The sequence below is a fragment of the Bartonella sp. AA2SXKL genome, assembly GCF_042197205.1.
In the GTDB taxonomy this organism is placed as follows: Bacteria; Pseudomonadota; Alphaproteobacteria; order Rhizobiales; family Rhizobiaceae; genus Bartonella.
On record NZ_JBHIRN010000001.1, the window covers coordinates 121,286 to 134,849 of the forward strand.

General features: G+C 36.0%; 10 protein-coding genes. 5 read left to right on the forward strand and 5 right to left on the reverse strand.

Annotated features, from left to right (window positions below; genetic code table 11):
* Positions 1 to 1,254: 1,254 nt before the first annotated feature.
* Together ACFINS_RS00460 and argB are read right to left on the reverse strand one after the other, a co-directional pair.
* Positions 1,255 to 2,169 carry a DMT family transporter gene (locus ACFINS_RS00460; protein WP_273790236.1) on the reverse strand — a complete coding sequence of 305 codons (915 nt, stop codon included), beginning with the start codon at positions 2,167 to 2,169 and terminating at the stop codon, positions 1,255 to 1,257.
* Between the two features lie 32 nt (positions 2,170 to 2,201).
* Positions 2,202 to 3,107 carry an acetylglutamate kinase gene (argB, locus tag ACFINS_RS00465; RefSeq protein WP_375611391.1) on the reverse strand — a complete coding sequence of 302 codons (906 nt, stop codon included), beginning with the start codon at positions 3,105 to 3,107 and terminating at the stop codon, positions 2,202 to 2,204.
* Between the two features lie 1,187 nt (positions 3,108 to 4,294).
* On the opposite strand from argB, the gene ACFINS_RS00470 reads away from it, so the two are divergent.
* Positions 4,295 to 4,474 carry a hypothetical protein gene (locus ACFINS_RS00470; protein ID WP_375660465.1) on the forward strand — a complete coding sequence of 60 codons (180 nt, stop codon included), beginning with the start codon at positions 4,295 to 4,297 and terminating at the stop codon, positions 4,472 to 4,474.
* 352 nt (positions 4,475 to 4,826) lie between these two features.
* Here the strand turns inward: ACFINS_RS00470 and dnaJ are convergent, their stop codons facing one another.
* Together dnaJ and dnaK are read right to left on the reverse strand one after the other, a co-directional pair.
* On the reverse strand, positions 4,827 to 5,969 hold the full coding sequence (gene dnaJ, locus ACFINS_RS00475; protein WP_375611466.1) for a molecular chaperone DnaJ: 1,143 nt from the start codon (positions 5,967 to 5,969) through the stop codon (positions 4,827 to 4,829).
* Between the two features lie 158 nt (positions 5,970 to 6,127).
* A complete protein-coding gene (dnaK, locus tag ACFINS_RS00480) occupies positions 6,128 to 8,020 on the reverse strand; it encodes a molecular chaperone DnaK (RefSeq protein WP_273790233.1) in 1,893 nt (630 codons plus the stop codon).
* A gap of 959 nt (positions 8,021 to 8,979) precedes the next feature.
* Between dnaK and ACFINS_RS00485 the strand changes: the two genes are divergently transcribed.
* A complete protein-coding gene (locus tag ACFINS_RS00485; protein ID WP_375611390.1) occupies positions 8,980 to 9,534 on the forward strand; it encodes a copper chaperone PCu(A)C in 555 nt (184 codons plus the stop codon).
* Between the two features lie 110 nt (positions 9,535 to 9,644).
* Here ACFINS_RS00485 and lysM read toward each other — a convergent pair whose 3' ends face one another.
* Positions 9,645 to 10,100, reverse strand: coding sequence for a peptidoglycan-binding protein LysM (gene lysM / locus ACFINS_RS00490; protein WP_375611389.1), 456 nt, complete (start codon positions 10,098 to 10,100; stop codon positions 9,645 to 9,647).
* Positions 10,101 to 10,486: 386 nt separating this feature from the next.
* Here lysM and ACFINS_RS00495 point away from each other — a divergent pair, with 386 nt between their 5' ends.
* The 3 genes from ACFINS_RS00495 to ACFINS_RS00505 are packed head-to-tail and all read left to right on the forward strand — an operon-like array spanning position 10,487 to position 13,521.
* Positions 10,487 to 11,209: a response regulator transcription factor gene (locus ACFINS_RS00495; RefSeq protein WP_005774392.1), complete on the forward strand. Its 723-nt coding sequence runs from the start codon at positions 10,487 to 10,489 to the stop codon at positions 11,207 to 11,209.
* Between the two features lie 39 nt (positions 11,210 to 11,248).
* Positions 11,249 to 13,033 carry a stimulus-sensing domain-containing protein gene (locus ACFINS_RS00500; protein ID WP_375700775.1) on the forward strand — a complete coding sequence of 595 codons (1,785 nt, stop codon included), beginning with the start codon at positions 11,249 to 11,251 and terminating at the stop codon, positions 13,031 to 13,033.
* Between the two features lie 23 nt (positions 13,034 to 13,056).
* Positions 13,057 to 13,521, forward strand: a complete 465-nt coding sequence (locus ACFINS_RS00505; RefSeq protein WP_375611387.1) for an HPr kinase/phosphatase C-terminal domain-containing protein — start codon at positions 13,057 to 13,059, stop codon at positions 13,519 to 13,521.
* The last annotated feature ends 43 nt before the right edge of the window (positions 13,522 to 13,564 follow it).

Sequence of the window (13,564 nt, forward strand, 5' to 3'; positions counted from 1 at the left end):
ATATGCTGTAGTAAGCTAGCACCATCACACACTTTGCCAATCTCCAATATTGCGACGATCCTTTACACTTGAAAAAGTTTATAAGGGATATGCCTTTCTTGTACAGTCTTTACCCACATGCCCCCACCCACTTGTGATGTGTAAGAAAGTGATTTGGATTGATTTAACATGAAAATGATTTGAAGTGAGAAAGTTTTACAGTATTCAGGGTTCTAACTCAATGTGAATAATGATATATTATAATTATAAATCAATGTATTATCATATTTATATGATGGGCGTGTATATCATTTAGGCTTGCAATAAATTCGCAAGAAATGCTTTTTTATTTGTACGCAATAATCTTCTTTTTTAGCAATCTTATATAAGATAACATGAATATCGAGGGAGTTTCTTCTTAATTTTTAAAACTTTAGAAATAGGCTTTATTGAACAAAGTTTTTATGTCCTTTTTATACAACTCCTCCCTTCCTTCATTAAATATAAAACACACAAATCCTCTTCGATTCATTGGATAACGCATTGATTTATAATGATCGTTTATTGTTTTGCAATTTAAATTAAAGCTCTGAATATCGCGAGCTTCTCTCATTTTAAATCTTCTCATAATGAATCAATAAATTTTTTGCTCCCCCATTATAAAACAGAGCTAGTGTATGGATAAAAACGTTTAAGAAATGAGTAAAAATACCTCTCTCTTTCAAATGCCAAAAGCTATCGTAATATTGAGAACAGATAAAGAAAATGCTCGTGCCTTTTATTTTAAGTAAAATGATGATGCTCTGTGGTTTTTCTATACTTCATGCAAACCGTCAATGAATATGATGTATATTGAGAAAATTATCTTTTAAAAAACGCTTTAATGTACAACGTTATGGGGATACTTTGGGCGTTCTATTTTGCGTGAGAAGCGTAACTCTATTAAAGGACAAAAGAAATAACGTGCGACAGTGCGTAATTTTCATTATTCAAAAACATTACCGTAGATGTTTTTGAAAGTTGTTAAAGCCGAATTTAAAGATGAGCGTTAATTTTTACCTTTATATCACCTCATGCTTTGGCTCAATGAAGGTTGTCTGCCCGGTTCAGAAATCTGACAAACAGATAGAAGCATACTATTTCTCCACTTTGGCATGCAAAAGCTGGAATAATTTATAGAACTTCTTAATCATCTTAGTATTAAAAAAGCTCCAAAAATGAAAACTCTACAAGCAAAAATCTCATGCAATAAAATCATAATAAAAAAATGTATAGCTAATCAATTTTTTTAATTGCTTTATTTTTTTTACGCCATTGTGAAGGTTGTAATTCAGCCACAATTATCCCAATCAGAATAAGCAAACCGCCCAATAAAGCTAAGGGAGATAAATGTTCGCCAGCCAAACGCCCAACAATACCAGCCCATACCGGTTCACCTGCGTAAATGAGTGTCGCACGCGTAGGGGAAATAGACTTTTGTGCCCAATTCATAGCTAATTGAATGATGGCACTCATTAATGCCAATCCTATACCAATATTAAACCACACCCACGAAAATTCAGGGATGCTTTCACCCATCAAAGGCATACAAGCAAATGAAAAAAAACCACTAAAAAATAACTGAATAATGGTTACACGCCGACTATCAACCTTGTTCGCAAAAATTCCGATGAGTATGACTTCTCCAGCAATCGCTAAAGCGCCTAACAAAGTTAAAATTTCGCCTTTTGAAAAATCAAAATTTCCCGGCTTTTGTCCTGAAATAAATACAAGCCCAATAAAAGCGAAAATAATACCAATCCAACAAGCTAAACGGGGAGGTTTTTTAAAAACAATCCATTGCAAGATTGGAACCATCGGTACATAAAGCGCTGTGATAAAAGCTGACTGACTACTAATAATTGTTTGAAGTCCAGCTGCTTGAAAAGCATAACCAAAAAACATGGCTAAACCTATCGCCATCCCAGCGAAAACTTCATAAACAGTTATACCTTTTATAGAGCGCCAAAAAATTACCCCACATATAAGAGATGCAACAATAAAACGAAATCCAACAAAAAACAGAGGACCACTATAGCGTACCGCAATGTGAATGACTAAAAATGTAACGCCCCACAATATTGTCGCAGTAAATATTGCCAATTCTGGCTTACTTAATAAAGGATATTTAAACTGTTTTAGATTCACCATGAAAAACTTTCTCTTCCAATTTTCCCCACAATTTATGAAACAATAAGCGTTCCAACTCCCTGTTCGGTAAACAGCTCTAGTAAAACAGAATGAGGAGTTTTACCATTTAAAATGACAACACCTTCCACACCATTTTGAAGGGCTTTTATGCAAGTCTCTACTTTTGGAATCATGCCTCCTGAAATTGTCCCATTTTTAATAAATTTCTCAGCTTCAGAAACTGTCAATTCTTTTAAAAGTTTACCTTGTTTATCCAAAACACCAGGAACATCAGTGAGAAATAAAAGGCGTTTAGCCTCTAATGCACCAGCAATAGCTCCAGCAAAAATATCAGCATTGATATTATAAGTTTTACCATCGCGTCCTGGAGCTACAGGAGCAAGAACTGGTATCATTTCAGAAGATGCTAAAAGATCTAGCAATGTGCGGTCAACTTCAACAGGCTCACCAACAAACCCCAAATCTAAAACACGTTCAATATGCGAATCAGGATCAATGACAGTTTTATAAGCCTTTTCGGCAAAAACCATATTGCCATCCTTGCCGCATAATCCTATTGCCCATTCACCCTCAGCATTGATGAGAGCAACAATTTCTTTATTTATGGAACCCGCTAAAACCATTTCAACCACTTCAACGATCCGCTCATCGGTTACCCGTAGTCCGTTTTCAAATCGTGATTCAATCCCCATTTTCATTAAAATTTCAGCAATTTGAGGCCCACCACCATGAACAACAACAGGATTGATCCCCGATTGCTTTAATAGAGCAATATCACGCGCAAATGCTCGTCCCAAAGCAGGATCACCCATAGCATGGCCGCCATATTTTACCACGACCGTTTCATTTTCATATTTTTGCATATAAGGTAAAGCAGACGATAAAAATGCTGCTTGTTTTTCCAAAACATCTACATCACCGTTTTTAGCATCATCCATCAATAGAGCCTCCTCATCACTTTTTACCATCTCTTAATGAAATTTAGGAAAAGTGAAAACAATAAAACCAAACTTTACTCTATCCACCCCCTCCCCTGAAAATCGTCAATTTTCCTCTAAATTACGAAAAAGGAATAGCAAAATGAAATACAAAAAACTTCCTTTAAAAATTGACAGCGAAAAATTAAACAAAATAGACGTAAAAAAATGTCATTATTTTATGATCTTATATATAAAATTGAAAAGCAAAATTTTGAAGCTAAGCCGTACATTCAACTCATTAGTTTATCCCTATGGATACTTAACAATGAATAGGAATATATACAACCATTGATTTTGTAAGATAAAAATAAAGTTTCTTATAATAATAAAATTAACATATTCCCAAGATAAGAAATCACTCAACTGCTTTATAGCTTATCCCAATAAACTATAACTTTGGTTTTAAAAATTTGACTTTTTCTCAACCATTAAACATGAGGAAATGTCAATTGAACGCTCCTCATGGAGAATCATAATAAGTTGATTTATAATCATAATTTATCTTTTTATATCGTAAAATCGAAAAAAGGCTTTGCAAAATTATCATATATTGTGACTTTATTTCGATAACTCTTCAGAAGCATCTTCGTAAAAGCATTTAATTGTTTAGATTACTCTCTTCGTAAGGTTTTATAAAACTTCTCATTTTTCATGATCGGTCATTAAGTTTTTCTTTCTGCATAGCGATACATGCTTGAATTATTCAATGTTTTGTAGAATTTTTAATTCTTTTAATTATGTTATTTTATGAAAAAAGATTCATTTCGTAAATTTCTCTTTCCATATCACCAATCAATTTCAACAATATATCGTGCTGTTTTCTAAGCATATTGTGCTATTTTTTATTGTATTTATTTTTTCTTTTTAAAGGTAACTTCCTCTATCTTCCCACCAACTTTTTATTATGCCAATAAATTCAATTAAGTGAATTCCATCGAATCTGTTTCCCCACAAGAGAGATATATCGAAAAGTGTTTTGTTATGTCTTCTTTAGCATTCAACACACATTATCTCATTCCACAATTTCTTTGGAACAAAATAAACTTGATTATAGCGTTTTTATTATCTGGAAAAACTGTTTATGACATCAGAAATACAAAACTAAATCCGCATCTAAAAAGACATGATTACTGCTAAAAGCTAAGATGAGGCATGTAAAAGCTATTCCGAACAAAATAACCCTTATTTTAAAGGAAGCAGTGATTAAAACTATGAAAAATGCCAAAAATAAAATCGGTTATAAGAAGTTGATACTTTATTTGAAAAAGATGGATTGCCTAACAGCTTATTTAGCGTTTCTTGGCAAGCCGCTACCTATTTTATAGTTTTATTATAGAGCCTTTAAAAAGAAATTTTGAGTGAAAAATAAACACCAAAAATACTGAATGCATAAAGGCAGTTATCATGACACTGGCAATATTTATTATCAATCACTCAATTGCGTTCTTATATGGATAAGCCCTTTTTAAAATGTCATAGACACTCAAAAATAAGACTTATCCATAAAACTCATGAAATATAAAAACTATCAGCAGCAGGAGTTTATCCTAAATTAGCTGTCTCTCTCTTTTCTTTTCAAGAAAAAATGCTTTTCAAAGATAATGAGACAATAGAAAGCTTAATGAAAATAACTTTCCCACAGTTCTCTCTAATTATTCTGAGAACATTCACATAATTTTAACCAGAAATATTTTCAAAAAATTCTTTCATACGTGAAAAAAAACCATGTGATTGCGGTGAATTTTCATGATTTGAGAGTTTCTCAAATTTTTGCAACAATTCACGTTGTTCTTGCGTTAATTTCTGCGGTGTCTCAATCGTGATATGGATGTAAAGATCACCCCTTGCTTGCTGACGGCGCAACATGGGCATACCTTTGCCTCTAAGGCGGAATTGACGTCCATTTTGTGTCCCTTCTGGAATTTTAACGCGTGCTTTAACACCATCAAGGTCGGAAACTTCAAACTCTCCTCCTAAAGCAGCTGTTACCATTGAAATAGGAACGCGACAGTGAAGATCTGCTCCTTCTCGCTGAAAAAACTCATGCGGTTTAATGGAAAGGAAAATATAAAGATCACCATTGGGGCCACCACGAATACCAGCATCACCCTCACCAGAAAGGCGAATACGCGTTCCATCTTCAATACCAGCTGGAACATTTACGCTTAATGAACGTTTTTTCTCTATACGCCGTGTCCCCTGACATTTGGGGCATGGATCCGTAATAGTTTCACCACGTCCATGACATGTAGGACATGTCCGCTCAATAGAAAAGAAACCCTGTGCAGCACGCACACGACCAGATCCATGACATGTTCCACAAACTTGCGGCTTAGAGCCTTTTCTCGCTCCTGATCCTTCACAAACATCACACGTAACGGAACTGGGAATATTAATTTCTGCAGTTTTTCCTGAAAATGCCTCTTCTAAAGTCACTTCCATATTATAACTCAAATCTGCGCCACGTTCGCGACTATCACCACGCTTACGGTGTGTCCCTCCCATAATCTCACCAAAAAAGTCTTCGAAAATATCCGCAAATCCACCACCAGCAGCAAAACCACCAAAGGGATTTGCTCCCCCTTGACCACCGCTATTTTCAAAGGCCGCATGGCCAAATCGATCATAAGCAGCACGCTTCTGGGGATCTTTAAGAACTTCATAGGCTTCGCCAATTTCTTTGAATTTTCGCTCTGCCTCTTTATCCCCCGCGTTGCGATCAGGATGATATTGCATTGCCAACTTACGAAAAGCAGATTTCAACTTTTTATCATCACATTCGCGAGTCACGCCAAGAATTTCATAATAGTCAACCTTCATCATGTATTCCTGATAATTTTTCTGTCATCCATCTTTATGGATAATATTGCTTTTAATTTATATTTTTAGCAACAAAGTTGCAACTTATCTCAAATAATAAAGCCCAGCCTTATATTTCAAAGGCCGGGTTTATCAATTAATCAACACATATGCTGACACTATTTCTTCTTATCATTAACTTCTTCAAAATCAGCATCAACAACATCATCATTCTTTGCCTCTGTTTCAGTGTCAGCGCTCGCTGCTTGTGAGGCTTCGTACATAGCCTGTCCAAGTTTCATACTGACTTCTGCTAATTTTTGCATCTTTGTTGTTACTTCTTCCGTATCACTGCCTTCAAGCGCAGATTTCAAATCAGATATTGCTGTTTCAATCTGTCCCTTTTCTTCAGCTGATACTTTATCGCCATATTCATTGAGCGACTTTTCAGTTGAATGAATAAGAGCCTCCGCTTGATTTCTAGCTTCAACACCTTCACGGCGTTTTTTATCCTCAGCCGCGTGCTCTTCTGCATCCTTTACCATTTTTTCAATATCAGCATCACTTAAACCACCTGATGCCTGAATACGAATTTGATGCTCTTTACCTGTTCCCTTATCTTTGGCCGAAACATTAACAATACCATTCGCATCAATATCAAAAGTAACTTCAATTTGAGGTATACCACGTGGGGCTGGAGGAATACCAACAAGATCAAATTGAGCCAATAACTTATTATCACTTGCCATTTCCCGTTCACCTTGGAAAACACGAATCGTCACAGCACTCTGGTTATCATCAGCTGTCGAAAAAACTTGCGATTTTTTCGTCGGGATAGTGGTATTGCGCTCAATAAGGCGTGTGAAAACCCCACCCAAGGTTTCAATACCCAAAGATAAAGGTGTTACATCTAGCAACAACACATCTTTGACATCGCCTTGCAATACACCTCCTTGGATGGCAGCACCCATTGCAACCACTTCATCAGGATTAACGCCTTTGTGTGGATCCTTACCAAAGAAGCTCTGCACAACTTGCTGAATCTTGGGCATACGTGTCATTCCACCCACTAAAACAACTTCGTCAATCTCACCGGCCTTTAATCCAGCATCTTTCAACGCAGCTTTACAAGGTTCAATGGTACGCTGCACTAAATCGTCAACGAGAGATTCAAATTTTGCCCGAGTCAATTTCATTGTTAAGTGCTTGGGACCTGATTGATCTGCCGTGATAAATGGTAAATTGATTTCTGTTTGCTGTGACGAAGAAAGCTCAATTTTTGCTTTTTCTGCCGCTTCTTTTAAGCGCTGTAAAGCGAGTTTATCATTTTTCAGATCAATTCCTTGTTCTTTTTTGAATTCATCGGCAAAATAACCGACCAAGCGCATGTCAAAGTCTTCACCCCCTAAAAACGTATCCCCATTGGTTGACTTAACTTCAAAAACGCCATCTCCAATTTCAAGGACTGAAATATCAAATGTACCACCACCAAGGTCGTAAACAGCAATTGTTTTTCCGTCCTTTTTGTCCAAACCATAAGCTAAAGCAGCAGCAGTTGGCTCATTAATAATCCGTAAAACTTCAAGTCCAGCAATTTTACCTGCGTCTTTCGTGGCTTGACGTTGCGCATCATTAAAATAAGCAGGAACCGTAATAACGGCTTGTTCAACTTTTTCACCAAGATAAGATTCTGCTGTTTCCTTCATCTTTTGCAAAATCATAGCTGAAATTTGTGACGGAGAATATTTCTTTCCCGCCTCTTCAACCCATGCATCACCATTGTCACCTTTAACAATTTTATAAGGAACAAGCGCTTTATCTTTTTCAACCATAGGGTCATCAAAACGGCGCCCTATCAAACGTTTAACTGCAAAAACTGTCCCTTCAGGATTTGTCACCGCCTGCCGTTTAGCAGGCTGCCCAACAAGCCGCTCCCCCCCATCAGTAAAGGCAACAACGGAAGGTGTTGTTCGCGCTCCTTCTGAGTTTTCAATAACTTTTGCGTTTTTGCCATCCATAACAGCCACACAAGAGTTCGTTGTCCCCAAATCAATACCAATTACTTTTGCCATATTATAATCTCCATTCAGCAAGCTACCTCAACCTTCATAAAGCATCTTTTTAAGATAGCTCCTCATAACACCTAAAGCCCGTATATTGCTTCAAGCAATATAAATAATAATAAACTGCAAGTCGCAACAAGCCTTGCTGCCTCGTATATAAGAACAGGCTTTTATTGCTACAAGAGAATAATGAGAGAAACATCTCCAAAATAAAAAATTTATTTTAAAATAGGCACTCTAATGACCCATAAATACCATATTTATGAGAGACTTGAGAGCATAATATATTTTTCTTGCAATTCTCAAAAAATATATCTTTCTATAAAAATTAAAAAATAAAAGAATGATTGCACTCTCGCTCTTGATCTTCTCATCATTGATAAAATCATACTCACGTAAAAGCTTTTTAAAAGGCGAATAATTTATATCACAAATATTATAAATTTTCCTTGGACTAAAATAGTCATCATATCTAATGCTTATATCAGTAAAGGTATTATCTATCGATCTCCTTTCAAAAATTCTCCTTCTAACGGTCTCATTGTTTGCGGCTATTTGAAATCTGTGCTTTAAATTCATCTAAAGCGTTTTTTCTTAACTGTATAATTTTGAACTTTGAAAATATATAAAAATACCTCTGTATAAACGCTTTAAAATGCCAAGAGCTGTCATAATATTAAAATTGGTAAAGTAGTTGATGATTGTTCTGTATTATATCTTCATTAAGTAAAATAGTAGTGCATCATAGATTTTATACCATTTGCAAATACTATTTATGAGATGAACACGGAAGCGTTAAGAGGTGTGTTGTCATTGTAAATCTTACTGTCTTCTTTTAAATTTCAAGAATTCTATGATTTTTATATTCAAATCAATTTCATTTTAGCATTTCTTTCTTTTATTTTAAATAAAAGCTCTGCTAAAATAAAAATATTCAAAGTGTGAATCTTATGAAGGAGGGTAAATCAATGATGACATCTATTATTAAAAAAATAACAAATCTCATCTTTAAGAATATAATACATACACAATATCCATACAAAAAGGTTATCATAAATATCGTGTGTGCTCTTCTCTTTGCTGGTATAACCTTGCCAGCAGGTGCTCAGCAATATAAACTTGGCGACATAGAAATTCTCAATCCTTGGACACGCGAAACACCTAGAGGTATAAGAGTTGGTAGCGGTTATCTCTACATTATTAATCACAGTAATACCCCAGACCGTTTGGTTTCTATTTCCACAAACGGAGTAAAAACAACAGAGATACACTCTATGGCTGTCGTTAATGATATTATGAAAATGGAAAAAATGCACAATGGCATTGAAATTCCGGGAAATGGCGAAATCACGCTTAAGCCTGGCGGTGATCATATTATGTTCATGGGGCTTTCACAACCATTTAAGTTAGGTGATAAAATTAGCGCAAAATTAACATTTGAGAAAGCAGGAACCATTGATGTTGATTTCTCTGTAAACGCTATGAAAGTACCATCACCTTCTAAATCCTCTCCTGTTCACTAAGCTCCTTTTATTATAAATACACACTTTATAAAATGAAGAAGCGTGAAATTTTTTACGCTTCTTTATTTTTTGTTTAATGCCATCAGTAAAAAATTATCCCCTTTGATGAATTAACTATGGTCAATTTCAGGAATACGTAAAACTTGTCCAGGATAAATTTTATCGGGAGATTTTAGCATTGGCTTATTGGCTTCAAAAATAAATGTGTTTTTATTACCTTGCCCTTTTCCATAAACCTCTTCAGCAATTTTCCAAAGATTATCACCAGATTTAACCTCATAAAAGCGAGAAGTTTTTCTAGGCGTTGTATCTATAACCTTTAATTGATTAACATCTACAGAAGAGATACCTTGTGAATTGCCAACAACCAGCAGTGCTTTTTCAAGTGTTTCCCTATCTGGAACTTCACCGCTTAAAATAGCTTTACCGTCTTCAACTTGAATATTGACTTTTTCTGTACCGAGTTGAAAATGATCAAATGCTCTCTTAAAATCCTTTTCTTTTGGTTCATGGTCCCCAATACCTAACTTTTCCCCTACAGTTTTAATAAAATTAAAAAATCCCATTACGACCTCCTTTCGTGTAGCAGAAACAAATTTTTGTGCATATATTGCCACATTCTTTTCTTTGCTCTTAAAACACATAGGCAGATTTTCTAAACTTCAACAATCAAAACTACATCTGTTCAATTATGAGACAAATACAATAATAAACTTTGTAATAAACCTTGATAAAAAAAGCCTTTATAAAAATTTTCTCTCAAATGAAGGGATCTTAATAGACGTAGAAACATTATAAATTATGAAAGCAAAACAAGATTTTACAGTAATGACAAAAGGTTTTTTACTTTGCTACAATTTGTATCATATTTGTTTTGCAAAAAAAATATGAACTCCCATATAAATAAGTGTGGGTAATTTGCTACCACAGCAATAGAAAGGTCTAAGAAACCATGAAAGATACACCAACAATCACACAAACGATTGTACTTGTTGATGATGATCGCAATATTTTGACATCTTTATCTTTTGCGCTTGAGACAGAAGGATATCGGGTTGAAAGCTATACAGATGGAGCATCTGCACTCAAGGGTCTCACACTTCACCCTCCACACTTAGCTATTTTTGATATTAAAATGCCCCGAATGGATGGGATGGAACTTTTGCGTCGTTTGCGTCAAAAATCTGATCTTCCAGTTATTTTTCTTACCTCTAAAGATGATGAAATTGATGAATTATTTGGTCTCAAAATGGGAGCTGATGATTTTATTACTAAACCTTTCTCCCAACGTCTTCTTATTGAACGCGTGAAAGCTATTTTACGCCGTTCTAATGCACGTAACCAACCGCTTTCTACAGGAACTTCTTCCACCTCTTCTCTCAAACGTGGAGATCTTGTGATGGATCAAGAACGCCACACCTGTACATGGAAAGATAAACCTGTTATTTTAACCGTTACGGAATTTTTGATTCTGCAAACCTTAGCACAAAGACCAGGAGTTGTAAAAAGTCGTGATGCTTTAATGGATGCTGCTTATAGTGATCAAGTCTACGTAGATGATCGCACCATTGATAGTCACATTAAACGTCTGCGTAAAAAGTTTAAACAAGTGGATGATGATTTTGCAATGATTGAAACACTTTATGGTGTAGGTTATCGTTTCCACGAGGTATAAAACTACTTTGTCGCAAAAATTTGAATGGCAATCAAATCGATGACAGACAATTCTCAACTGGAAACTTTACAAAAAACAACCATTAATGGTACATCCTCAACGCCATTTCTTATGTTCGCTCGTTTGCATCTTCGAACACAACGTCTCTTTAGACAATTGCTTTTTTCCAGCCTCACACGTCGCATTGTTATATTAAACATTGCTGCTCTTGCCGTTTTAGTTACAGGCATTTTATACCTTAACCAATTTCGCGATGGTTTAATTGAAGCAAAAATCAAAAGTTTATGTACCCAAGGAAAAATTATTGCTGGGGCTATTGCTGCTTCTGCAACAGTAGATACAAATTCTATCCTCATTGACCCTCAAAAACTCTTAGAGTTACAGACTGGTGAAAGCGTTACACCCGCTCCTCAATCAACCGATTCTTGGGATTTTCCTATTAACCCTGAGCAAGTTGCCCCTCTTTTACGGCGTCTTATTACACCTAAAACGACAAGAGCACGTATCTATGATCGTGATGCTACTCTCCTTCTTGATTCGCGCGTTCTTTATTCTAGTGGAGAAGTTTTTAGTTATGATTTACCCCCACTTAAAACAGAACAAAACATGTGGGATCGCCTTACTTCATGGTATTCAAGCGCATTTTATGGCAAAGGTATTGCTCTTGACAGAGAACAAACAAAAACCAGTGGTATTGCTTATCCAGAAGTGTACCGCGCATTAAACGGATCTCTTGCTACGGCTAAAAGACGCAACAGACAAGGGCAATTAATTGTTTCTGTTGCCGTTCCTGTTCAACGCTATCGCGCAGTGGTTGGAGCTCTTCTTCTTTCAACCACTGGTTCCGATATTGATAACATTGTAAAAGGCGAAAGACTGGTTATCTTTAAAGTTTTTGCCGTTGTAGGTAGCGTACTTTTGGTTCTTTCTCTCTTTTTGGCCCATACGATTGCCCATCCATTAAGTAAATTATCTGCCTCGGCTAATCGAGTGCGTAATGGCAATAATCAGCGTGTAGAAATTCCTGATTTTTCAATGCGTGAAGATGAAATTGGTCACCTTTCAACTTCTATTCGTGATATGACCAATGCCCTTTATATGCGTATTGAAGCCATTGAACGTTTTGCTGCTGATGTAAGCCACGAATTAAAAAATCCTCTCACCTCCCTACGCAGTGCTGTTGAAACGCTCCCTCTGGCTAAAAATGAAGAAGCACAAGAAAAATTGCTGGAAATTATTCAACATGATGTGCGCCGCCTTGATCGGTTGATTACAGATATTTCTGATGCATCGCGACTCGATGCAGAGCTTGCACGAGAAACCGCAGAGATTGTTGATATGACACCGCTTTTGGAAAGTCTTGTTCATGCTGTTCAGGAAGTGTATCGTAATACGCAAACTATTGATATAAGCCTTAATATTGTCCCACGTCCTCATGGAAAAGCTTATCTTGTATTGGGACATGAACTTCGTTTAGGACAAGTGATTTCAAATCTTCTTGAAAATGCGCGTTCTTTTATTCCTCGGAATCGTGGCAAAATTTGCATTACTATGAAAAGCCATGCTTCAACCCTTATTTTAACCATTGAAGATAATGGCCCAGGTATTCGTTCAGAAAATATTGAACGCATTTTTGAACGTTTTTACACAGATCGACCAAATGAAGATGCTTTTGGACAAAACTCTGGACTTGGCCTTTCTATTAGTCGGCAAATCATCGAGGCTCATAATGGAACAATTACAGCCGAAAATATTATTGATCCTACACTTGGGAAGTGTAAAACTGGTGCACGTTTTACTATTATGCTTCCGCTTGCTAAATAAATCTTTTATCCAAAGTAAAAAACATGAAAACAAAATGTGAAATACTCCACGCAAATTGCCTTCAACTAGGCGGCAAGGGGCTGTTAATTATAGGTCCATCCGGATCAGGAAAATCAACCATCACCCTTTCTTTGCTTGACCGCGCTGAGTGGTCAAAACGTGAAGCGAAGCTTATCAGTGATGATTATACAATGTTGCGTGCGGAAAATGGAAAGCTTCACGGATACACTCCTGATAATTTAGAGGGCGGCATCGAGATTCGTGGCGTTGGTCTTTATATGATAGAATTTGAAAAGCACACAACTATCGATTGTGTTATTTTTCTCGGTCCGGAATATGAACGTTTTTCCACAAATAAAACTTTTCAATTTGAAAATTTGCACATTCCTCTTTTAAAACTTCCCTCTCTTCGTGAAGCCGATTGTACAGCCATTTGTCAAGCTATTGAAGCATTTTTGTTTAGAAAAATATGGCAAAAATCTGTCTAATTTTTTTCTAAAGATAAAAAAATCACAATTTTTGCCTTTTTTT